Here is a 26411-nt window from a genome sequence, read left to right on the forward strand (position 1 = left end):
ACAGAATACTTAAAATTTCATTTTAATTGAAATATTCATAACAAATTTTAAATTTTAAAAAATTATCAATAATAGTGCACTGCCCATACCCCTGCTTTGAAATAATATTTTTAAGTTTATAGGTTTACAAAGGGTATGTTATTAATTAATAACATACCTCTTAGATAAAAAATTGTTAGTTTCTGAAAATAAATTAACTAATTGGCACTTAAAATTATTAACCAAAAAAATGAAAGTACTTTTTTATACTAGAGAATTTCCCCCATATGTTTATGGAGGCGCAGGTGTTCATGTTGAATATTTAGCAGGAGAATTAGCAAAACTTATGGAAGTTGATGTGAGATCTTTTGGTGACCAAGACCAAAAAAACGGAAACTTAACCGTCAAAGGGTTTCCTTATGAAAATCCTGTATTTAATAACAGTAACTCACAACTTAAGGCTGTATTTCAAACATTAAGTACTTGTATTCAAATGAATGCTGAAGATTCGGGTGCAGATATTGTTCATTGCCATACCTGGTATGCGCAATTTGCGGGTATTATAGCAAAACTATGTTACGGTATTCCTTTGGTGATTACAACGCATTCTTTAGAACCTCTAAGACCTTGGAAACGTGAACAATTAGGTAGGGGTTATGATGCCTCTTCATGGGTAGAAAAAACAGCTATTGAAATGGCCGATGCTGTTATTGCTGTTTCAAAAGAAACTAAAGATGATGTTTTAAAATATTTTAATGTCGATGAAAGCAAAATAAAAGTTATTTATAATGGGATTAACCTGCAAGAATATATCGTTACAAACGAAACATCGACATTAAAAGCTTATGGTATAAACAAATCGAAACCGTATGTGCTTTTTGTAGGTAGAATTACAAGGCAAAAAGGAATTATTCATCTAGTGAATGCTATTAAATATATAGACCCAGAAACTCAAATTGTATTATGTGCGGGTGCTCCAGACACTGCTGATATTGCCAAAGAGATGGAAGATAGTGTGGCCGAAGTAAAAAAAACCAGAAAGAACGTTATTTGGATTGATAAAATGCTGGATAAAAAAGAGGTTATTCAATTATACTCTCATGCAGACGTTTTTTGTTGTCCATCAATCTATGAACCTTTTGGAATTATAAACATTGAAGCTATGGCCTGCGGTACAGCCGTCGTTGCAAGTGCTGTTGGCGGTATCAAAGAAGTGGTGATTGATGGGGAAACAGGAATTTTAGTTACATTACAACAACAAACTTCGGCGCCGTTTGAGCCTGTAAATCCAGATAAGTTTGCCCAAGACCTTGCCAATGGTGTCAACAAATTAATTAGTAATAAAGCGCTTAGAGAAAAAATGGCTGAAAATGGTAGAAAACGCGTGGAAGATCATTTTGATTGGGTAGCCATAGCAAAACAAGTTAAAGATTTGTATCAGTCATTAATCTAAGCAAAAACGGTATGCTTATATAAAAATTTAATTGTAAATTAACAATGTATTTTTTCTTTTTAAAAATGTAATAATTAAAATACCGAAATTCATAAATTCTTAAACTAACAAACATGATTAATAAAAAGGTTTTAGCTATCATTTTAGGTGGTGGCCAAGGTTCGAGACTCCATCCATTAACTGAACAACGATCTAAACCAGCGGTTCCAATTGCGGGTAAATACAGACTTGTTGATATTCCTATATCAAATTGTATTAATTCAGATATTAAACGCATGTTTGTTCTAACTCAATTTAATTCTGCTTCTTTAAACAGGCATATTAAAAACACCTATCACTTTAGTTTTTTCAGTGAAGCCTTTGTCGACGTATTAGCGGCAGAACAAACACCAAATAATAAAACCTGGTTTCAAGGTACCGCAGATGCTGTAAGACAAAGTATGCATCATTTTTTAAGACATGATTTTGATTATTTTCTTATTCTCTCAGGAGATCAATTATATCAAATGGACTATGGAAAAATGCTGCACGCCCATGAAGAAAACAATGCAAAAATATCTATAGCGACTATTCCTGTTAACGGAAAGGATGCCACCTCTTTTGGAATTCTAAAATCGGACAACCAGAATGCAATAACATCTTTTATTGAAAAACCAGACGCAAGCTTGTTGCCAGAATGGACTTCAGAAGTTAGTGATGAAATGAATTCACAAGGACGACATTATTTAGCCTCTATGGGTATTTATCTTTTTAATAGGGATTTGCTTGTAGATTTAATGAAAAATCCCGAAACGAATGACTTCGGTAAAGAAATTATTCCTCAGGCCATTGACGAACATAAAACCTTAAGCTATCAATATGAAGGGTATTGGACCGATATCGGAAATATTGATTCTTTCTTTGAGGCAAACTTGGGCTTAACAGAAAACATTCCAAAATTTGATTTATACGACAAAGCAAAACGTATCTATACAAGAGCCAGAATGTTACCAACAACCAAAATTGCAGGCACTATCTTAGATAAAACAGTTATTGCTGAAGGATGCATTATAGCTGCGGCAAAAATTGAGCAGTCTGTTATTGGTATACGATCAAGAATAGGTAAAGAATCTACTATTATAAACACCTATATGATGGGAAGTGATTATTATCAAACGCTTGAAGATATTGAAAATAAAAAAATAAAAGCCCTCATGGGAATTGGCGAGCGCTGCTTTATTAAAAATGCCATAATAGATAAAAACTGTTGCATTGGTGACGACGTGCGGATCAACGGAGGCAAACACCTTGAAGATACCGAAAACGACTTATTCGTGGTTCGAGATGGCATTGTTGTTGTTAAAAAAGGAGCCGTAATTCCGGTTGGATACGTTATCTAATTAAAGGTTTAAAAAATTTATTGATCTCTCTAAACTAGCTAAAAATGCAAGACCAAAAACGTGTTGTAATTGATTATGTTTACCCTAAAATAAACGATGGTGATTTTTATATTAAACGTGTTGTAAACGAAATAGTTACTATCGATGCCTATGTACTTGTAGACGGACACGATGTTATTGCGGCCTCTGTATTATACAAACATGCTGCTGAAAAAAAATGGAAAGAAGTAAGGATGAACCTTCTCGTTAATGACGAATGGAGCGCATCTTTTACTGTTGAAAAGCAAGGGTTTTACAGCTATAGAGTAGAAGCATGGGTTGATTATGCACTTAATTGGCAATACGGTATTAAACGAAAAATTCAAGATAATCAGCAGGTGAAATCAGAACTTCTTGAAGGGGTTGTATTTCTTAAAGAAATTCAAAATAATGCAACTCATAATGATTCATTATATCTAGATCATTTAGTAAATATTTTTCAAAATGAAGGGGATTATGAAGAGGCCATTCAAGAGGCTACCAGTGATCGATTACATGATATTTTTGCCTTACATCCACAAAAAATTCTATGTAACACATCAAAGGAATATCAAGTTTATGTAGATAGAAAAAAGGCACGATTTAGTACTTGGTATGAATTTTTTCCGCGTTCGGCTTCAGAACATCAAGGTCAACATGGAACTTTCAAAGACTGTGAACGCTTGTTGCCAAGAGTCGCTAACATGGGCTTTGACACCCTATACTTTCCGCCAATACATCCTATTGGGGAAGTAAACAGAAAAGGAAAAAATAATACGACTACCACTGTTAATGGTGATGTAGGATCTACTTGGGGTGTTGGTTCACATCTTGGCGGTCATAAAGCGATTCATCCGCAACTTGGGTCTTTAGAAGATTTTAAAGCATTAATTCAAAAAGCTAAAGAACACAACATTGAAATCGCGATGGATTATGCCTTGCAGGCAGCACCCGATCATCCTTGGGTTAAAGAACATCCACAATGGTTTAAGTGGCGTCCAGACGGAACCGTTCAGTACGCTGAGAATCCCCCAAAAAAATATCAGGATATTTTGCCTATTTATTGGGAAAGTGAAGATTATAAAAACCTTTGGAAAGAGTGTTTAGACATATTAATGTATTGGATAGATTGCGGTATTAACGTCTTTAGAGTTGATAATCCGCACACCAAACCATTCTATTTTTGGAATTGGATAATCACAAAAGTGAAAGCAAAACATCCCGATGTTATATTTTTAGCGGAAGCTTTTACAAAGCCAAAAGTGATGGCACAATTAGCAAAACAAGGCTACACACAATCTTATACTTATTTTACCTGGAGAAATAATAAACACGAACTAATTGAATATGTTGAAGAATTAACCAAAAGCGAACTACGCGAATACATGCAACCTAATTTTTGGCCAAATACGCCAGATATTAACCCTATGCATTTGCAAGGCGCTAACGAATCTAAACACATTCAGCGTTATGTCTTGGCGGCCACTTTAAGCTCTTCAATTGGGATTTACGGTCCTGTTTTCGAATATATGTTAAGTGATGCACTCTTAGGTAGAGAAGAATATTTAAATTCTGAAAAATTTCAAATAACCCACTACGACTGGTCTATTCAAAATAAACTTATTACTGTTATTTCAAAAATAAACCATATTCGTCATCAAAATGAGGCGCTACAGCAAACCAATAATATTAAGTTTTGCCATATTGAAAATAATAACCTCATGGCTTTCTATAAGTGGAATGACGCTAAAACAAACGAGTTGTTAATTATTATTAGCTTAGATGCTTACAACTCCCAACAAGGCTCCGTACAACTCCCATTAAAAGAATTAGGTGTCTCTGAAGGAACCCAAATAGTAGTAAAAGATTTAATTACAAATAATAGCTATAACTGGTATAGTGAGTGGAATTATATTGAATTACATCCTACATTACCCTTTCATGTTTTCAAAATAAACAAATAATTATGACTGAAAAAAAGGGAGAAAAAACGACTATCACACAAACATTTAATTTTGATACGCCCTGGGAAGAGCTATTACAAAACAAGGCGTTTGTTAAAGTTTTTCTTTCTGATGTTTTAGGAGATTATATTACAAAACAACGCTGGTATGGGGGAAAATCAAGCGTCTTAAAGTATATAGAACTATCGGAATATTTTAGAATTCAGCAAGATGGTGAAGTTTACTATGGGTTAATCTTAGAAATTAACTTTGTAGAAGCTTTTTATCAGCATTATTTTTTACCCATTGCTTTTGTTACTGATGAAAATTTTGTTAAACAAGATAGAATTCTTCCCATTAGTATACATGGAAAAAAAGGCTATATTATTGATGCTGTAAATCTTGAGGCTTTTAGAAAATTAGTTTTTGAAAGAATTATTACTGCACAACCCAAGGACACTACTAAGGTACAATACCATAAAAGTCCGTTTTTTAACAATATTGCCTATGAGTCTTCTCGTTTTATGGGGTTGGAACAAAGTAACACTTCTTTGGTTTATAACGAAAAATATGTTTTAAAATTTTTTAGACGCATTTATGCCGATAAGAACCCGGACTATGAAATGAGTCGGTTTTTATCAGAAAAAAAAGAGTTTAAAAATACACCTTCATACCTTGGAAGTATTAATGTAGTAGATTCAGATGATGTTTATATCACCATAGGCCTCATGCAAGAAATGGTTCCCAATGAAGGAGACGCTTGGCAATATATGCTGAAAGAATTACATAAAGTATTTTCAAATTTAGAATATAAAAACATCAACATCCATTCGCTTCCAAACACAGAGCTATACCAACGACTCAGCATTAAAGATATTCCACCACAAATTATAGATTGGGCTGGATTGAATCTTTTTGTTAAAACTCAAACTTTAGCGAAACGTACCGCAGAAATGCATATTGCTTTGGGTTCAGAATTTGAAGAAACAGCCTTTACGCCTACTCATTTTAATGACGACTATACCGTTTGGCTTAAAAATAGAATGTTATATCAATTTCAAAACAGATTAAATCTTATTGAAAACAACCTTCATCAATTAGACGGATTAGCTTTTGAATTAGCTAATGAGTTTTTAGATAAAAAAAATCTTATTAGAAAACAATTTATAACCTTTGATTGGACCAAACTTAAAGGCGAACGCATAAGGGTTCATGGAGATTACCACTTGGGTCAAGTTTTAGTGAAAGATGATGATTTTTATATTTTAGATTTTGAAGGCGAACCAGAAAGCACCATTAGAGATAGAAAAGTAAAACAACCATCTCTAAAAGATGTTGCCGGTATGTTCAGGTCTTTTCACTATGCTATTTATGCTACCATTTTTAATAATATTGAAGACCATTATAAAGCGTCTCAAGAAGACTTATTTAAAGCAGGAGAAATACTCTATAGATATATAACTGGTTTATTTTTAGGAACTTATGTTACTAAAACGCAAAATGCAAATTTAAATTTAGGTTATAACCAAGAACGTATTTTTATTTTAAAATACTGCTTACTTGAAAAAGCCGTTTATGAGTTAGGCTATGAACTCAATTCACGTCCAAGATGGGCTGTTATTCCTTTAAAAGGAATTTCTAATATTCTAAACCACTAATCTATGTCACAAGTACACGTTTATAGTCTTTTTACAGACTTTGATATCAATCTTTTTAAAGCAGGAAAACATTATAGACTCTATGAAAAATTTGGGTCTCATATTGTTACTGTAGATGGTGTTAAAGGCACTTATTTTTCGGTTTGGGCACCATCAGCTAAACAGGTATCTGTTATTGGTGATTTCAATTTTTGGATTGAAGGAGAACATCAATTAAACGTTCGTTGGGACTCTAGTGGCATTTGGGAAGGATTCATTCCTCATGTTGGAAAAGGTAATATTTATAAATATAAAATTCAGAGTAATAATAACGATATAAAAACTGAAAAAGCAGATCCCTATGCAAGACGCTGTGAACATCCACCTAAAACGGCTTCGGTAGTTTGGGATGACAACTATAAGTGGAAAGATACTAGTTGGATGAAAAAACGTAAAAAACATAATGCTTTAGATGCGCCTTATTCTGTTTACGAAGTTCATTTAGGCTCTTGGAAAAGACATTTAGAAGAAGATCGTTTTTTATCATATACCGAGTTAGCAGATGATTTGGTGAAATATGTTAAAGACATGAATTTCACCCATGTTGAATTGATGCCAATTATGGAATACCCTTATGATCCGTCCTGGGGGTATCAATTAACTGGCTATTTCGCACCTACTTCAAGATTTGGTTATCCAGAAGAATTTAAATTTTTAGTAGATAAATTACACCAAAATGATATCGGAATTATTCTGGATTGGGTGCCCTCTCATTTCCCTGAAGACGCTCATGGATTGGGCTTTTTTGATGGCTCCAGTTTATATGAACATCCCGATAAACGCAGAGGTTATCATCAAGACTGGAAAAGTTTAATTTTTAACTATGGAAGAAACGAAGTCAAAGCATTTTTAATAAGCAATGCGTTATTTTGGATGGATCAATACCATGCCGATGGGTTGCGGGTTGATGCTGTTGCTTCCATGTTGTTCTTAGATTATTCGAGAGAAGATGGTGAGTGGGAACCAAATATTTATGGAGGTAGGGAAAACCTTGAAGCTATTGCCTTTTTAAAAGAATTAAACGAAGAAATGTATGCATCATTCCCAGACGTGCAAACCATTGCTGAAGAATCAACTGCATTTCCAGGTGTTTCAAAACCAGTTTTTTTAGGAGGTTTAGGTTTTGGAATGAAGTGGATGATGGGATGGATGCATGATACGCTTGAATATTTTAAAAAAGACCCTATACACCGAAAATATCATCAAAATGATATTACGTTTAGCTTAGCTTATGCCTTTTCTGAAAATTTTATGTTACCATTATCTCATGATGAAGTTGTTTATGGTAAAAATTCAATTATGGGAAGAATGCCTGGTGATGAATGGCAACGATTTGCAAATCTTCGTTTATTATACGGCTATATGTTTACGCACCCCGGAACGAAATTATTATTTATGGGAAGTGAATTTGGCCAATACAATGAATGGAATTTTCAAGAAAGCTTAGATTGGAATTTATTAGAATTTGAGCCTCATAAAAACTTTCAAAACTATTTTAAAGCATTAAATACATTATATAAAACAACACCTTCACTTTATGAAAAAGCATTTTCAAATGAAGGATTTGAGTGGATTAGTTATGATGACCACGAAAACTCAGTGATTTCATATCTAAGAAAAGGAAACCATGTTGAAAACAATGTTGTTGTTGTATGCAACTTAACACCAGCGTTAAGAAAAAATTATAAAATTGGCGTTCCTATTAAAGGAAAATTGGTTGAAATTTTTAATAGTGATGCCAAAGAATTTGGAGGAAGCGGTGTTTCAAATAAAAAAGAGATTACAATTAAAAAACAACCTTGGAATAGTAAAGACTTTTCTGCAGAAATAACTCTGTCTCCTTTGGCAATTTCTATATTTCAAATAAAATAATATGAGTTCTTTAAGGTTTGTTTAATTTAAACGCCATTAGATTGCAAATTATATAATTTTGTCCCTTTCTTTTTACATAAAATGTGAGGTCTAGATTTATTTAATTTAGTATTTTGGCCTTCTGTAAATTTGCTTGATAATGATACTGAATACTGAATTAGAATACAAAGGAAATTTATTTCCAACCAATATAATAAGCTACTCAAAAGATGTAGATATACTACATTTTACTACCGATAACAATGTTATTCTTCAACTAACTGTTTTAAGAGATAGTGTCTTAAGGTTTAGATATACGACGGTAGGTAAATTTGATAAAGATTTTTCTTATGCGATAGATAAAGATGCCAGTAGAGGTTATAACCATTTAGAAATTTCTGAAGAAAAAGATAATTACTTAATAACTACAGCTAAATTAATTTGTGAAATTCATAAAGCCGATTTAAGAATATCTATTTACGATGCCAACGATAAAACAGTCATCTGTGAAGACGAGTTAGGTTTTCATTGGGAAGAAAGTTACCTGTTAGGCGGTGATATTGTTAAAATGAGTAAAGCTGCTCAAAATGGTGAAAGTTACTACGGTTTGGGAGATAAGCCTCAACACATTAATTTAAAAGGAAGACGATTTGAAAATTGGGCTACAGATAGTTATGCCTTTGGAAAAGATACAGATCCTATTTACAAAGCCATTCCATTTTACACGGCGCTTCACAACAACAAGTCGTATGGAATATTCTTTGACAACTCTTTTAGAACTTATTTTGATTTCTGTCATGAACGTAGAAATGTCAGTAGTTTTTGGGCTCAAGGAGGAGAGATGAATTATTACTTTATCTATGGCCCTAAAATGCAAGACGTAGTAACTAGTTATACTGACTTAACTGGAACACCTGAATTGCCACCATTATGGGCTTTAGGATATCATCAATGTAAATGGAGCTACTATCCAGAATCTAAAGTAAAGGAGGTAACTTCAAAATTTAGAGAATTAAAAATACCATGTGATGCTATCTATTTAGATATTGATTACATGGAAGGTTTTAGATGTTTTACTTGGAGTAAAGAGTATTTTCCAGATCCAAAACGAATGGTGAAAGAATTGGCAGGTGACGGTTTTAAGACCGTTGTAATTATTGATCCAGGCATTAAAATAGACAAAGAATATAGTGTTTTTAAAGAGGGCTTAGAAAAAGATTATTTCTGCAAACGTGCCGATGGTCCCTATATGAAAGGTAAAGTATGGCCAGGTGAATGTTATTTCCCTGATTTTACACGACCTGAAGTAAGAGAATGGTGGGCTGGATTATTTAAAGAATTAATTGAAGATATCGGTGTAAAAGGGGTTTGGAATGATATGAATGAACCAGCCGTTATGGATGTACCTGGTAAATCGTTCCCTCCAGATGTGCGTCATGATTATGATGGAAACCCCTGTAGTCATCAAAAAGCACATAACATTTATGGTATGCAAATGGCTAGAGCTACTTATCACGGCGTTAAACGCTTTAACTATCCTAAACGTCCATTTGTAATTACAAGATCCGCCTATTCGGGTACCCAACGATACACTTCAACTTGGATGGGTGATAATGTGGCTTCTTGGGAGCATTTACAAATAGCCAATATTCAAGCGCAACGCTTAGCATTATCAGGATTCTCTTTTGCAGGTTCGGATATTGGAGGTTTTGCCGAACAACCTAACGGCGAATTATATGCAAGATGGATTCAGCTAGGTGCTTTTCATCCATTCTGCAGAACGCATTCATCGGGTGATCATGGCGATCAAGAACCTTGGGCATTTGATGAAGATATTACTGACGTCGTCAGAAAATTTATTGAAATTCGATATCAGTTACTTCCGTATTTATATACAGCATTTTATCAATATTCTCATGAAAATGTTCCAATTTTAAAATCATTGGTGCTCTTTGATCAGGAAGATCCGCAAACACATTACAGGACAGATGAGTTTATTTATGGAGATCAAATCTTAGTTTGCCCTATAAATGAACCAAATTCTAAAGGAAGAAGAATGTATATTCCTAGAGGAGAATGGTATAATTACTGGACAAACAGTTTAGTTGTTGGAGGAAAAGAAGCTTGGGTAGACTCAGACTTAGATAGTATGCCAGTTTTTGTGAAAGCTGGAGCCATTATTCCTAAATATCCAATTCAACAATATGTTGGAGAAAAAGCCTTTGATGACGTTACATTAGACGTGTACTATAAAGACGGCAAGGAAGATTCTGAATTATATGAAGATGCTAACGATGGTTATGATTACACCAAAGGACGTTACAGCTTGATGAAATTCAACTTAGCGGGAACTAAGGGGAAATTAGTTATTCGAATTCATAAAAGAGGGCAATTTATTACGCCATATACATATTTTAAAATCAACTTAATTGGCTTGCCTTTTGAGGTAAAATCTATAAAAGTTGACAATGAAGAGGTTAAATTTAAAGATTTAAAATTTAAAAACAATAGTCTGCTTGTAACAAAAGAATTTACAAACCTTCAAATAATTGCATAATAATTGAAAGCCTCGGATAACCTTTATTTGGGGCTTTCTTTATAAACCATAGGTTTTCCTAAATAAACCAATTTATAACCTTTTTCAACTTTATTAATAGCTTTATTGTGGGATGAAATAATCTCTAGAATCCCTTTTTTGTCCTTTACCAATAGAGGTATCATATCTTCATCCGCATTGGTAACCTCAATAAGCTTTTCATAATGCTCTCTATCAAGAATTTCGATTTCATGTATTTTTGGATATTTTCTAGCCACTTCGGTAAGCTGAATAAAATCATCAGTTTGAGAAAATAATCCTTCTTTCGGATTTTTCTCAGGGTGATTCATTTCATCAACAGAAATTAGTCTGAATGAGCCATTTTCACCAAATTGCTCTCCAAATTTATTAATAGCGTATTTATTAATATCTCTATTTCCTGTTAAGGCCATTAAAAACCCAATATCATTTAATTCAATATTATCTTCTAAACTTTCAGAATATATATCTGTATTGAAGGCTTCAAGACCCAATTCTTGGGCTAATTGTATATTGGTTTGATTACTATCAATCAAAACGACATGTCTGTCATTATCTTCTAAATAACGTCCTATAAGTCTAGATACTTTAGAAGCTCCAACAATCAAAATACCTTCAGAACGTTTTAAAAAGACCCCTACTAACTTGGCAAAAACTCTAGCAGTGGTCGCGTTAAGTAAAACGGTACCTAAAACAATCATAAACACTAAAGGCGTGATGTATTCTGCACCAGAAACCCCTTGCTTTATTAGCTTACTACCAAACAGAGAAGCAATTCCCGCTGCTACAATTCCTCTTGGCCCTACCCAACTTATAAATAACCTTTCATTAAATTTTAGCTTTGAGCCAGCTGTAGATATAAATACACCTATGGGTCTTAAAACAAAAACAACTAATGCAAAAAGAGCAGCCGTTTCCCATCTATAAAGCAGCATTAAATCTTCTATGTTAATATTTGCTGCTAACAAAATAAAAAGTATGGAAATTAATAAAACGCTTAAAGACTCTTTAAAATAAAGGAGTTCTTTAATGTTTTCTAATTTTCCGTTACCTAAAACCATGCCCATAACAACAACAGCCAATAACCCAGATTCATGTGCAAAAACCTCTGATTCTACAAAAACTAATAATACTGTAGAAAGAGACACCACGTTTAATAAGTAATGTGGAATAAATTTCTTGTTAATTGCAAAAGCTAAAGCATGAGCAAACGTAAACCCAAATGTAGTTCCAAACAGAATAATTTTACCAAACTCAATTAAAGCTGTTTTTGTAAATCCGCTATCACCTTCTACACTAATAAATTCAAAAACCAATACAGCAACTAAAGCTCCAATAGGGTCAATTAAAATACCTTCCCATTTTAAAACTGCAGATACATCTTTTTTTAATGGAATATTTCTGAGAATAGGTGTAATTACTGTTGGTCCTGTTACAATGATTAACGCTGAAAATAAAAATGAAATTTCCCAACTTAGATTAAAAATAAATCTTGCTAAAAAACTTGCTCCAAAAAAAGTAATCGTTGACCCTATGGTTATTAGCTTTGTTATAACAGGTCCAACATGTTTTATTTCGGCACGTTTTAGTGTTAACCCACCTTCAAACAGAATAATACTAATCGCTAATGAGACAAAATAAAACAAACCTTCTCCAGGAAACAATCCTTTAGTACCATTCCAAAGAGGTTCTATCCATTTACTGCCATCTTCACTTAAAAAAGCAGCAGCTATTGGACCCACTAATAAGCCTATTAAAATTAATGGTAAAATAGCAGGGATTTTAAATTTCCATGCTACCCATTGGGCTAGAATTCCTAAAATAATAATTCCTGAAAGTTCTATCATTAAGTATTTTTTTTGTTTGAGTAAAGTTAATAAGAAAAAGGTAAAAAAATATATAGATTAATTGTCTCTCATAGTAAGTCGTAAAACAGAACAAGCCGACTTCTCTGTAAACTTATCTTTTCCTGTTCCAATTAGAACGTCTATCCAATTATCTTTTTGAGGAGTTCCTAAAATTAATAAATCGTAACTAGCAGAGATTATAGATATAGCATCAATAGGATTATCTGACTTTAAAATAATGACCTCACTATCACAAGCAGCTTTATTTATTATTAATGATGAACTCACTTCCAATTCGGCTATAGTTTCCTTTGAAAAACGTGTTGGAACAACATGAAGGAGTGTTAAAGATGCATTGTAAAATTGACAAATACGATCGGCAATCGCAACAAAATTTTTGTCTTTTCTTCCTGGGCGAAGTGCTAACAACACCTTTCCAATATGCCTAACGCCATTATCTTTAAATAATGCAAAATCCGAATTTATATTAGTGACTAACCACCCTATTGGGTTTCTAACCAATATGCCGTTATGCGCTTTACCATTCCAACCCATTACCAACCAATCACAATTTGTTTGATTACTTAATTCGTCAATTGTTTCAGAAACATCATGTGTTACAACGGCTTCAAAATCTATATCCAACTTTTTAGTTTTAGCTAAACCTGAAATTCTTCTGGCTAAAGAATGTATTATGGGACTGTCTTCAATAAAGGCATCCAAATATGTCTGGTTAGGAACCTCAGTAATATTTATAGCTTGTATCTGTTGTCTTCTGTTGATTGCAGCAGCCATTTCTATAAGCATTTCAGGTGAATTTTCATTACCTAATAAAGGCACAACAACACCTGCATTTGAAACGAATTGTCCATCTAAAACATTATCGTTTATAGCTACTTTTGGCGTAAAACCTTTCCGCTCTTTATTCTTCTTTTTGTACAATAAATACAAGGCAGGACGGTGGCCATATTTTCTTAAAACACCTGTTCTACGTGTTTTGTTTCCGAAGTTAAAATATATGGTAATACCTAAAATAAAAATAGTTACAATAGATAAAAAAGGAAGTAAACCCAATAAAATTAATAAAATGATTCCACTAATAATTCCGAAAAGTTGAACAAATGGATAAAGAGGTGACTTAAAAGGCGGATTGTACCATTGTGCAGAAGTCTCCCTTAAAACAATAACCGCAGCATTTACTATAATAAACATCATAACCATAAAGGCGCTAGCAAGTTTAGCAATTTTTTCAACATCTAAAAACAAGATAACCAATGCCATGACTACGCAAGTAATTATAATAGTTACTATGGGTGTTAGATACCTGGAATGTATCTTACTCATAAATTCAGGTAAAAGTTTGTGCCTAGCCATTGCAAATGGAAATCTTGACGCAGCTAATACTCCAGAATTTGCCATAGAAATAAGTGTAATAACACCAATAATTGCGGCTGCATAACCCACATATTCACCACCCAACATATTTGATATGGTATAGATAGGCTTTATATCTTTTTCTAAAGATTCTAAAGGTATGTTTCCAACCAAAACAAAGGTTATAGAAACGTAAATAGTTGTCATTATCAATAAAGACAAAATCATTGCTAAAGGCAGGTTTTTATCTGGATTTCTAATTTCGCCCGCAATGGCGGCTACCTTAGTTACGCCTGCATAAGAAATGTAAACAAAAGCTACTGTAGACATAAGGCCCATACTCCCATTTGTTAAAAATGGTTTTAAAAAGACTTTATTTACTTCTGGAAGTCCGAAAATAAGGATTAAGGTAAGACAGATGACGCTTAATGCAACAATGACAATTTGAACCTTACCAACCTTTTTTACACCTAAAACATTTAAAAGTAAAATAATACCAAGAAAAAAAACAGCAACAACTCTTGTTAGGTTTGGGTCTATACTTATTAAAATGGATAAGTAGGCGCCAAAACCAACTAAAGCAAAAGAACTCTTAAATAACAATGAAAGCCATAAACCAATACCGGCTACAGTTCCTAAAATAGGTCCAAAAGCACGTTCAATATAAACATAAGTTCCACCAGAAGAAGGCATTGCTGTTGCTAGTTCAGATTTAGAAAGAGCAGCAGGTAAAATACAAAGTGCCGCAATTAAATAGGCTAACCAAACCGATGAACCAGTTTTTGCAGCTGCTAAACCTGGTAATACAAAAATTCCGCTACCTAGCATACCACCTATACTGATGGCGATAACTGAGATTAAAGATAAGCTACGTTCTAGTTTCTTCAAATCTTATTATTTAACACCTAAAATAGGCTTTTTTTAACAAGACTAAATATCTTAATAATTTCTTAACATTTGGCTATAATTATGATGGTTTTTGTAATTTTGTTACCATATGAATTTATTCCCCATTAATTCAGGAAACTTTAAGCTTGACGGTGGTGCTATGTTTGGTGTTGTACCTAAATCAATATGGCATAAAACGAATCCTGCTGATGCCAATAACATGATCGATTTAACAGCACGTTGTTTGTTAATTGAAGATGGTGATCGTTTGATACTTATAGACACAGGTATGGGTAATAAACAATCCTCTAAATTTTTTGGCTATTATTATTTATGGGGTAATGATACTTTAGAAAAATCATTAAAAAATTATGGCTTTCATCCAGATGATGTTACTGATGTTTTTTTAACACATTTACACTTTGATCATTGTGGTGGTAGTATTCAATGGAATAAAGACAAAACAGGTTATGAACCTGCTTTTAAAAATGCTCATTTCTGGAGTAATCAAGACCATTGGCTATGGGCAACGCAACCAAATAGACGTGAGAAACCTTCTTTTCTAAAAGAGAACATTCTACCTATGCAAGACAGTGGTCAACTTAAATTTACGTCCTTACCAAAAGGCGATACACTTAAAAATTCTGAACTTGGTTTTGATATCTTTTTTGCCAATGGGCATACCGATAAACAAATGATTCCAATGATTCAATATAAAAATAAAACCATCTGCTTTATGGCAGACTTACTTCCAACCGTAGGTCATTTACCTTTACCATTCGTAATGGGTTATGACACAAGACCATTGTTATCTCTTGATGAAAAAGAGCACTTTTTAAAACTTGCTGCTGATAATCATTTTTACCTTTTTTTAGAGCATGATGCTCACAATGAAATTATTACGGTACAGCAAACTGAAAAAGGTGTTAGACTCAAAGAGATTTTTACAGTTTCTGAAATTTTTAATTAATATTTAACTCAAAATGAAATCTTTAAAACCTTTATTGTTATCGGCGATACTTTCGTCTATACTATTTAGCTGTGGAAGTACAGCTATTTTATCAACGCCTATAGAAAATATAGACAATACACCCTTAAAAACTGCTAGCCTCACTGAGGCTGAAAAACATAATTGGGGTCACTTAGACCTGGTGAAAGACACCATTCCGGGAATGAGTGTCGATAAAGCTTACGCTGAAATTATAAAAAACAAAACTGGTAAAAAAGTTATTGTAGCTGTTGTAGATTCTGGTATTGATATTGACCATGAAGACTTAAATGATGTCATTTGGACTAATAAAGGTGAAATTCCTAACAATGGAATAGATGATGATAAAAACGGTTATGTTGATGATGTACATGGATGGAATTTTTTAGGTGACGGTTATGATGAACAGTTAGAATATACACGTATTTTAGCTATTGGAGATACTAGTAATCCGGAATATAGTAAAGCGAAGGCAGAATATGATTCTGAATATCAAAAATGGACTGGAAGAAAAACACAATACGACCAAATTTATCAGCGCGTTAAAGGAGCCGATAAAGCTCTTTCAGGTTTTTTAAATAAAAAGGATTATACGAAAGAAGATGTTGAAGCTATTAAAACAGAAAATCAAGAAGTAGCGCAAGCTGCTCAAATGATGAATTATATGTATAGCAATGGATTAGCGTCGGTAAGTGATGTTTACAAAGAAATTGAAGGTGCATTAGAAAGTATTAATGATCGTTTAAACTACAATTTAAATATAGATTTTAAAGGGCGTATTAATGGTGACGATCCAGATGATATGAGTGCCAAATACTACGGAAATGGCAATGTTAAACCTGTAAAGAAAAGCGAAAGCCACGGAACCCATGTCGCTGGTATTATAGCTGCCGAGAGAAATAACGGTTTAGGAGCAAATGGTGTTGCCAACAATGTTGAAATCATGTCTGTTCGTGCAGTTCCTAATGGGGATGAGTATGATAAAGATATCGCTTTGGCAATTCGTTATGCAGTTGATAACGGAGCTAAAGTTATAAACGGAAGTTTTGGTAAATATTACGCTACACATAGTGACTGGGTTAGAGAAGCCATTGCTTACGCAGGAAAGAACGATGTGTTGTTTGTAAACGCCGCTGGAAATGAAGGTAAAGACTTAGATACGGTAGCTATTTATCCTAACGACCAAGTTGATAATGGACCAGAAGTTGCAGATTCATTTATTACAGTTGGAGCTTTAGAGCCTAAATACGGTGCTAATGTGGTAGCCGGATTTTCAAACTATGGAAAACTAAATGTTGATGTGTTTGCTCCTGGGGCAAAAGTATATTCTACCACGCCAGAAAATGAATATGATACTAAAGGTGGTACGTCTATGGCAGCACCTGCTGTAGCTGGTGTAGCTGCTTTAATTCGTTCTTACTACCCTCGTTTAACAGCATCCGAAGTAAAACATATTTTAATGGATTCTGGATTAGCACTAAAAACTCAGGTTGTAACAGGAGGCGATACTAACAACGTAAAACCCTTTGTAGATTTAACTAAATCTGGCAAAATGGTTAATGCTTATAATGCTTTAATTTTAGCATCTCAAAAGGCCAAACGAGTTAAATAACATAATTAGAAAAAAACAAAAGGGGGTATTTTACCCCTTTTTCTTTTTTTATATTTAGTAAAAACTTGTATGAAAAATTTCTATATTCTTTTCTTTTCTATAACCTTATTGTTTTTAAGTCATGCTTTTAGTCAGGATGCAAAACCAACAAGTAAAAATCAAGGTTATTGGCAACAACATGTAGATTACACAATGAATATTGATATGGATGTAAAAACCTATCAATATTCAGGAACGCAACATTTGGTTTATTCTAATAATTCGCCCGATACTTTAAATAAGATCTATTACCATTTGTTTTATAACGCCTTTCAGCCTGGTAGTGAAATGGATGTGCGTTCTCGTACCATAGCTGATCCAGATTCTAGAGTGAAAGACCGTATTAGTAAATTATCAAGCGAAGATATTGGCTATTTAAAAGTGTTGTCTTTAACTCAAAATGGCGACGGACTGAATTATAAAACCGTAGGAACTATTTTAGAAGTAGATTTAGCAACACCTATACAACCTGGAGCACAAGTCATATTTGATATGGAATTTAAAGGTCAAGTGCCACTTCAAATTCGTCGTGCTGGTAAAAACAACAAAGAAGATGTAGCCTTGTCTATGGCACAATGGTATCCGAAATTAGCTGAATATGATTTTGAAGGATGGCATGCAGATCCTTATATAGGTCGAGAGTTTTTTGGTGTTTGGGGTAATTTTGATGTGACGATAACTATCGATAAAACATATACTATTGGAGGCACAGGTTATCTGCAAAACCCAGAAGAAATTGGGCATGGTTATACTTCAGAAAAAGTAAAAAAGAGTAAAAGTGATAAACTCTCTTGGCACTTTTTTGCACCCAACGTCCACGATTTTACATGGGCCGCAGACCCAGACTACATTCATGATACCATGCAGGTTCCTGATGGACCTATGCTCCATTTTTTCTATAAAAATACCATGGCAAAAAATAAGTTAGAAAACTGGAAGAATTTACAACCTAAAACGGTTGAGCTCATGCAATATTATAGTGAACATATCGGTAAATATCCGTATAAACAATATTCTGTAATTCAAGGTGGTGATGGAGGTATGGAGTATGGCATGTGTACGCTTTTGTTAGGAGAAGGAACTCTTGACGGTATTGTTAATGGTGTCATAGCGCATGAATTGGCGCATACATGGTTTCAGTTTTTATTAGCAAGCAACGAGTCTAAACATGAGTGGATGGATGAAGGTTTTGCTACCTATATTGAATATCAAGCACTGGACGCTCTATTAAATAAGCAAATGAAAAATCCTAATGTAAGTTCTTATAAACAATATCTTGCGCTAGCAAAATCTGGATATGAACAACCCCTTACTACACATGCTGACAGATACCGGTATAACCAAGTTTACAGTATCTCTGCCTATTCTAAGGGAGCGGTTTTTTTAGCCCAATTAGGCTATGTTATCGGACAAGAAAACTTAAAAAAGACGATAAAAAAATACTTCAACGATTTTAAATTTAAGCATCCAAAACCCTTAGATATTGTTCGTACTGCTGAAAAAGTGTCTGGTTTAGAATTAGACTGGTATTTAATAGATTTTGGTCAGACTACCAATACTATTGACTATGGTATAAAGTCTATTGAAGGTAACACCGTTGCTTTAGAACGTATTGGTTTAATGCCTATGCCTGTAGATATTTCAGTTACATATATTGATGGCACTTCAGAAGATTTTTATATTCCATTGCAAATGATGCGTGGTGAAAAACCAACCTCAGCAACTATTATTAAAGATTGGGCCTGGGCATATCCTACCTATACTTTTGAAACGTCTAAACCCATAAAATCTTTAGAAATAGACCCAAGTGGATTCATGGCAGATATTGATCGAACTAATAATACAAAGTAGAACTATTTCAAATAAATTATAAGCCTTTTTGTGAAAGCAAAGAGGCTTTTTTGTTTTATTGAACTACTCACAATCATTGGTTTTGAAAGAAATAATTAAGTAACTTCGTTTTCGAATGTTAAACTTATATTATTAACATTTAGATAATATCCTATTAATTCTTTACTCCTATTCAAAAGATCAACATGTACAAACTTATAAACTTTAAACTACCATTATTCCTTATCATCACAATGCTTATGCTTAGCTTATTAAGTTGCAATGATAGTCCTTCGGTTTTAGAAGTTGAATTACATAAAAATTGGTCTTTTAAAGCATCAAACGATACCGAATGGCTCCACGCGAGCGTACCCGGAACCGTTCATACCGATTTAATTTCAAACAAAATAATAGACGATCCTTATTATCGGTTAAATGAACACGAATTACAATGGATTGATAAGTTAGATTGGGAATATAAAACAACGTTTAAAGTTTCAAAAAAAGAGCTGTCTAAAGAAAACCTAGAGCTAAATTTTGTCGGTCTTGATACTTATAGCAACGTATACGTAAACGACTCCTTAATACTTGAAACAGATAATATGTTTAGAAATTATATTGCGGAAGTAAAAGAATTACTAAAAGAAGGTGATAATAAACTTCATATCATATTCCAATCACCTATTAAAAAAGGAATTAAAAAATATGATGCACAAGGCTATAAAATACCAGTATCAAATAATGATCTTTCAGAAATAGGAAATGTAGAAGACAATAAACAAGTAAGTATTTATACCAGAAAAGCAGGCTACCATTTTGGTTGGGATTGGGGACCTAGACTTGTTACATCAGGTATTTGGAAACCTATAACACTAAGAAGTTGGAATCATCATAAAATTGATAATGTATTTATTCAACAAGATAGCCTAGGATTAAAAGCCAATATGTCTGCGCTTCTTGAAGTGACATTAAAGGATGAAAGCATAGAGGCAACCGCAGAAATACTTGTAAATAACAAACCAGTAAAAACAGCTGACGTACAACTCACCAATGGTAAAAACAGTCTTAAAATTCCTTTTGAGATTGAAAATCCTGAATTATGGTGGCCAAACGGTTTGGGAAATCAGGTTTTATATACTGTTGAAGTCAAATTGGCTTCGGGTTCTTATGTCGATCAAAAAACACATAACATAGGCTTAAGAACTATAGAGCTCGTTCAAGAGCCAGATAGCATCGGGGCGTCTTTTTATTTTAAAGTAAATGGCCATCCTGTGTTTATGAAAGGCGCTAACTATATCCCACAAGATGTCTTTCTTCCGAGGGCAAAAAAAGAACATTACGAACATATTATAAATTCTGCAAAAGACGCTAATATGAATATGCTGCGTGTTTGGGGTGGTGGTATTTATGAAAACGATGAGTTTTACCAGTTATGTGACGAAAAGGGAATATTGGTTTGGCAAGATTTTATGTTTGCTTGTGCTATGTTTCCTGGAGACACCACTTTTCTTAAAAATGTAAAACAAGAAGCTATTGAAAATGTTAAACGGTTACGAAATCATACTTCAATAGCGCTTTGGTGTGGCAATAATGAAGTGCTTTCGGCCTGGGAAAATTGGGGTTGGCGGGATAATGTAAGCCAAGAGCAATCAAAAGAAATAACCGATACCATTTGGAAAGCTTACGACGATATTTTCCATAAAATACTACCCGACGTTGTGAATAATTACGATAGTTCTCGCGCTTATTGGCCGTCTTCACCCGGTAGCGAATTTGGTAAAACCGAATCTAAAGAAAAAGGTGATATGCATTACTGGATGGTTTGGTGGGGTAAAGAACCTTTTGATAAGTATAACACCGAAATACCGCGTTTTATGTCGGAATACGGTTTTCAGTCATTTCCAGAATTGTCATCTGTAGAAAAATACACGACTACAGAAGATCATGATGTTTATTCTGAAGTCATGAAATCGCACCAAAGGTCAAGTATTGGTAACGAAACCATTGAAGAATACATGTTGAGGCATTATAAAAAACCAAAAGATTTTGAAGGTTTTCTCTATGTAAGTCAGTTATTACAAGCCCATGGCCTAAAAGTAGGTATTGAAGCCCACAGAAGACATAGAGACCGATGTATGGGAAGTCTTTACTGGCAAATTAACGACTGTTGGCCTGTGGCGTCTTGGTCTAGTATAGACTATTATGGCAAATGGAAAGCATTGCATTATACCGCTAAAAAAGGATTCGAAAATCTGTTAATAAGCACAGAAAACACAAAAGACAGTATTCATTTATTTATTGTTTCAGACTTATTGGAATCTAAAAAGGTAAAACTTAAAATGCGTTTAATTAATTTTGACGGAACACTATTAAAACAATGGGAAAAACAGATTGTTATTGATGCTAATACTTCTAAAGAATATTTCAGTATAACAAAAAATGATATCATAAGTGATTATGATAATGTGTTATTACACGCCGAATTGTTAAGCGAAACCGAAGAAAACAGGCTCTCAGAAAATAGTTTCTATTTAGCGCCTTATAAAACACTAAACTTTCCAAAGCCTGAACTAACATATTCCCTTAAAGAAACAGAAGATCATTTTGAAGTGCAGTTAAATACTGAAAAATTAGCAAAAGATGTTTTTATATCATCGGGTTCTACCTTTAATTTCTCTGATAATTATTTCGATATGCTGCCAAATACTCAAAAAACGATAACTATTAAAAAAACAGCATCTTATTCTCTTGAAGCTTTTAAACGGTCCCTTAAAGTAATTACGTTGGTAGACACGTTCATAGACTAAATATTTCTTTTTTAAAGCTCAATAAAACCATGAAACAACAAGACAAAACGCTATCTAAAAGAGGTCAGGATTTGGCAGAAAATCCAGCAAGAATAGACATGACTTTATTTATGGATGCTGTACAAAATTTATATTGCCCAAATAACAATCCAACAGGCGCATTTCCTTTAAATGTGGCAGAAAACAGCCTAACGGCTCCCATAATTAAAGCGAAGTTAAGGTCCATCCTACAAGAAAAGGAACTACCGGATTGGATTTTAAAATATACAGATTCGTTAGGTCACCCTGAGGTAAGAGTCAATTTAGCTAACTTTATGGAAAAACACCTCTGTAAGTGCCCCATTGACCCTGATACGTTAGCATTGTCGGCAGGAGCCTCTGCGGTTATAGAAGTAACATCTTTTGTCCTAGCAAACAGCGGAGATGTGGCTGTAATTCCAGCACCTTCATATCCTATGTATACAAAAGATTTGGGTACAAAAAGTGGTGTAGAACGCTACGATTTACAAACACACTATAATATAGAAGAAACGGGTTCAAAAGCACCTGTAGATATTTCCATCTTAGATAAGGTGTTTTCCGAATTAAAATCCCAAAACAAATGTTTTAAGATCTTACTCATTACGTCTCCGGATAACCCGACAGGTTGTATGTATTCAAAAATTCAGCTTCAACAACTTGCCGAGTGGTGTATTCTAAATAAGGTGCATATGATTGTTAATGAAATTTACGGACTTTCGTTAATAGACACCAAAGACTCTTTAATTAAAGAGGCATACAAAAACGATGAGATATATGCCTCTTTTGCTAAAATAATGGCTGAATTACAGAGCGATTACCTTCACCTTTGGTATGCATTTTCTAAAGATTTTTCAATGTCGGGATTACGTTTTGGTGTTTTACATTCGTTAAATACAAAACTTATTAACGGTTATGAAAATGCAAATATTCCGCATATGGTTTCTAATATCACACAATGGATGATAGGCGAAATGCTAAAAGATGCAGTGTTTATAGACGACTATATTAAAACCAACACATTACTATTAAACACAAGCTATAAGTTAGTGGTAGAAGCGCTCAATAAAATAAATATCCCTTTTGTTCCAAGCCGAGGAAGTTTATTTGTATGGGCAGATTTATCTAAGTTTCTTAAAGAAAATTCAGATGAAGGTCAAGAACAACTATGGATAGATATTTACAATAATACAGGCGTTTTATTAACACCTGGTGCTGGTTTTAATCATCAAAAAAACGGACTTTTCAGAATTGTATTTACAGCCATAGAAGCGAATCATTTAAAAGTTGCGATGGACCGATTAATTACCTTTCTTATTAAACAAGAAAACTAAACGTGATTTTTATATTTCACTACCTTTGAGTTTTTAAAAACAAGTCTATTGAAACTTACGTTTAATCAAAAACAAAAGCTTAAAAGCAAAATACTTATCGATAAAGTGTTCACAGAGGGCAAATCGGTAAGTGCCTATCCATTACGTTTAGTATATTTACCAAGTTCTTTTAATGAAGATATTATGTTTAAAACGGGGGTTTCTGTTAGCAAACGTAACTTTAAAAGAGCCGTTGACAGAAATAGAATAAAACGTCTTATACGTGAGGCCTTTAGGCTACATAACGTCGAATTTTTTAACAATATGCCAACGCCACATGCGTTTATGATTTTGTACATTGGCAAAGAAAAACCCACGTTTACCCAAATTGAAACAAGAATGAAACTTTTGTTTGAGAAATTTTCAAATACAGCCTCAAACCTTAAATAATTTTATAATGAAGCAGATTTTAAAGAAAAGGATTCTTATTCCTATAATAGCGCTGGTCGTTTTTATTTCAGGAACAGCTTTTCAAAATGATTTTTTTGAAATAGCAAAGCAAATAGAAATCTTTACAACACTTTTTAAAGAAATCAACATGAATTATGTTGATGAAACCAACCCAGGTGATTTAATGGATACCGCCATAAAAAGCATGCTAAAAGATTTAGATCCGTATACCAATTTTATGAATGAGCAGGACGTTGAAGCAGCTCGAATTAATAATACAGGTGATTATATTGGTATTGGCGCAAGGGTACGAACCTTAAAAGACAAATTGGTAATTATAGAACCTTATAAAAATTATCCGGCAGATAAAGCCGGTTTAAAAGCAGGGGATGAAATTATAAAAGTAGGCAATACGGTTGTTAAAAACTATAAAGATGATGCAGGAAATTTACTAAAAGGAACCCCAGGAACTACCGTAGAAGTTACTTATAAACGACAAGGAAAAAGCCAAACTACCAGCATTGAAAGGGCAGAAGTTGAAATTAACGCGGTTCCTTATTTTTCTATGATAAATGATAAAACAGGATATATTGTATTAAGTCAATTTAGTGATAAAGCAGCATCTCAAACCAGTTATGCTGTAAGGGATTTAAAAGCACAAGGTGCTAAACGCCTTATTTTAGACTTACGCGGAAACCCTGGTGGTTTAGTTAATGAAGCCATCGATATTGTGAATATGTTCGTACCGAAAGGTCAACTGGTAGTAACTACAAAATCAAAAGTTAAAAAATATAATCGTACCTATTACACTCAAAAAGAACCTATTGATACAGAGATTCCGTTAGTGATTTTAATTAATAGAAATAGTGCCTCTGCTAGCGAAATAGTTTCTGGTTCTTTACAAGATTTAGATCGAGCGGTTATTGTTGGTTCGAGAAGTTTTGGAAAAGGGCTGGTACAGCGTCCAAAAAATTTAACCTATGGTACACAGATAAAAATTACTATTTCAAGATATTACACACCTTCTGGAAGGTGTATTCAAGCATTGGATTACTCGCATAGAAACGAAAAAGGTAAAGCGGTACGTGTTAAACAAGAAAACTACAATGAATACAAAACAAAAAATGGTCGTAAAGTGTTTGATGGTGGTGGCATTTTCCCAGATGAAGTTATGAGTGGTTCAAAAAACACGGCATTAACAAACGCTATTCTTAATGATTATTTAATTTTTGACTATGCCACCGATTATTACTATAAACATAAAGTTGAAGATCTTAATAGTTTAAAATTAAATGACACTGATTTTCAAAATTTTAAAAACTTTCTAAAAACTAATGATTTTACGTTTGAAACAGATACCGAAAAAACACTTAAAAAAGTTTTAGAAGATGCGAGAAAAGAAGACTTAGAAAACGATATTAAAAATGATTATAATACATTGATTACAACTTTAAATCGTTCAAAAATAGCAGCTTTAGACGATAATGAAGAGTATATATTAGAGCTCTTAACAGAAGAAATTGTAAAACGCTATGCTTATAGAGAAGGTTTATATGAATATCTTAAAATTCATGACTCAGAAATAAAAAAAGCAGATGAAATTCTTAGAAGCCCATCATCATATATTGAGTATTTAAGGTAGTTTATCATATAACAATAATTAAAAATATTATATTTATATATTATTTATATTATTATGCGCCTCGGTAATGAATAAATTAGCTCTATTAATCCTATTATTTGGTCAATTTATAGTTGCTCAAAATAAACTAACTCATGAAGTTTATTTTGAAACTGATAAATATGATATTCCTATAACTGAAGAAAATAGATTGTTATTATTTATATCCACGCTTGCTGATATGGATATAGAATCTATTTCAATTTTTGGTTTTTGTGATGACAGAGGGGCTTCAGACTATAATTTGATACTCTCTCAACAACGCGCTGAGGCTATAAAAGCCATTTTTTCAAATAATGAAATTAGTGAATCGTTAATCTCTAATGTTGATGGAAAAGGAGAAATTTTATTAAAGATAGTTGATGAAAAAGATATTTTAAAAATTAGAGGACTTAACAGGAAAGTGGAAATTATTATAAATCCAAAACCTCCTATAACTGAGTTTATTGAAGAAAAAACAGATGTAAATCAACCTGAGAAAAAGAAAGATGTTCCGGAAATTATTAAAGGTGATCTTAAAATTGGTGATAAAATAGTATTTGAAAATATTTTATTTAAAACCGGCTATAGCACTGTGATGCCACAATCAAAAAAAATCTTGGAAAACATTGCTAAATCTTTGGTGGAACGAAAAGATATTTATTTTACCATTCAAGGGCATGTGTGCTG

Annotated in this window: 16 protein-coding genes; 14 read left to right on the forward strand and 2 right to left on the reverse strand. The window is 33.3% G+C overall.

Annotated features, from left to right (window positions below):
• Nucleotides 1-229 precede the first annotated feature (229 nt).
• From glgA to AC15TD_RS13750, 6 genes are all read left to right on the forward strand, one after another.
• On the forward strand, nt 230-1432 hold the full coding sequence (gene glgA / locus AC15TD_RS13725; protein ID WP_484452718.1) for a glycogen synthase: 1203 nt from the start codon (nt 230-232) through the stop codon (nt 1430-1432).
• A gap of 113 nt (nt 1433-1545) precedes the next feature.
• A complete protein-coding gene (locus tag AC15TD_RS13730; RefSeq protein ID WP_484452719.1) occupies nt 1546-2811 on the forward strand; it encodes a glucose-1-phosphate adenylyltransferase in 1266 nt (421 codons plus the stop codon).
• A gap of 44 nt (nt 2812-2855) precedes the next feature.
• Nucleotides 2856-4793 carry an alpha-1,4-glucan--maltose-1-phosphate maltosyltransferase gene (locus AC15TD_RS13735; protein WP_484452720.1) on the forward strand — a complete coding sequence of 646 codons (1938 nt, stop codon included), beginning with the start codon at nt 2856-2858 and terminating at the stop codon, nt 4791-4793.
• A 2-nt stretch (nt 4794-4795) separates the two neighbouring features.
• Nucleotides 4796-6430, forward strand: coding sequence for a trehalose synthase (locus AC15TD_RS13740; RefSeq protein WP_484452721.1), 1635 nt, complete (start codon nt 4796-4798; stop codon nt 6428-6430).
• Between the two features lie 3 nt (nt 6431-6433).
• A complete protein-coding gene (gene glgB, locus AC15TD_RS13745) occupies nt 6434-8341 on the forward strand; it encodes a 1,4-alpha-glucan branching protein GlgB (RefSeq protein ID WP_484452722.1) in 1908 nt (635 codons plus the stop codon).
• Between the two features lie 139 nt (nt 8342-8480).
• The gene (locus tag AC15TD_RS13750; RefSeq protein ID WP_484452723.1) at nt 8481-10877 is read left to right on the forward strand and encodes a glycoside hydrolase family 31 protein; all 2397 of its coding nucleotides are present in this window, start codon (nt 8481-8483) and stop codon (nt 10875-10877) included.
• Nucleotides 10878-10900: 23 nt separating this feature from the next.
• Here AC15TD_RS13750 and AC15TD_RS13755 read toward each other — a convergent pair whose 3' ends face one another.
• Together AC15TD_RS13755 and AC15TD_RS13760 are read right to left on the reverse strand one after the other, a co-directional pair.
• On the reverse strand, nt 10901-12742 hold the full coding sequence (locus tag AC15TD_RS13755) for a cation:proton antiporter (protein WP_484452724.1): 1842 nt from the start codon (nt 12740-12742) through the stop codon (nt 10901-10903).
• Between the two features lie 57 nt (nt 12743-12799).
• Nucleotides 12800-15004, reverse strand: coding sequence for an amino acid permease (locus AC15TD_RS13760; protein ID WP_484452725.1), 2205 nt, complete (start codon nt 15002-15004; stop codon nt 12800-12802).
• Nucleotides 15005-15113: 109 nt separating this feature from the next.
• On the opposite strand from AC15TD_RS13760, the gene AC15TD_RS13765 reads away from it, so the two are divergent.
• From AC15TD_RS13765 to AC15TD_RS13800, 8 genes are all read left to right on the forward strand, one after another.
• Complete coding sequence (locus AC15TD_RS13765) at nt 15114-15974, forward strand: MBL fold metallo-hydrolase (RefSeq protein WP_484452726.1); 861 nt, start codon at nt 15114-15116, stop codon at nt 15972-15974.
• A gap of 13 nt (nt 15975-15987) precedes the next feature.
• On the forward strand, nt 15988-17604 hold the full coding sequence (locus tag AC15TD_RS13770) for a S8 family peptidase (RefSeq protein WP_484452727.1): 1617 nt from the start codon (nt 15988-15990) through the stop codon (nt 17602-17604).
• A gap of 69 nt (nt 17605-17673) precedes the next feature.
• Nucleotides 17674-19494 carry a M1 family metallopeptidase gene (locus tag AC15TD_RS13775; RefSeq protein ID WP_484452728.1) on the forward strand — a complete coding sequence of 607 codons (1821 nt, stop codon included), beginning with the start codon at nt 17674-17676 and terminating at the stop codon, nt 19492-19494.
• Between the two features lie 185 nt (nt 19495-19679).
• Entirely contained in the window at nt 19680-22280 is a 2601-nt protein-coding gene (locus tag AC15TD_RS13780) for a beta-mannosidase (RefSeq protein ID WP_484452729.1), read from the forward strand.
• 29 nt (nt 22281-22309) lie between these two features.
• Complete coding sequence (locus AC15TD_RS13785) at nt 22310-23632, forward strand: aminotransferase class I/II-fold pyridoxal phosphate-dependent enzyme (RefSeq protein WP_484452730.1); 1323 nt, start codon at nt 22310-22312, stop codon at nt 23630-23632.
• Nucleotides 23633-23680: 48 nt separating this feature from the next.
• Entirely contained in the window at nt 23681-24061 is a 381-nt protein-coding gene (gene rnpA / locus AC15TD_RS13790) for a ribonuclease P protein component (RefSeq protein ID WP_484452731.1), read from the forward strand.
• Between the two features lie 7 nt (nt 24062-24068).
• Nucleotides 24069-25703, forward strand: a complete 1635-nt coding sequence (locus AC15TD_RS13795; protein WP_484452732.1) for a S41 family peptidase — start codon at nt 24069-24071, stop codon at nt 25701-25703.
• Nucleotides 25704-25770: 67 nt separating this feature from the next.
• Nucleotides 25771-26411: OmpA family protein (locus AC15TD_RS13800; RefSeq protein WP_484452733.1), on the forward strand; the 641-nt coding region annotated here is incomplete at its 3' end.

Source organism: Yeosuana sp. (assembly GCF_057126245.1).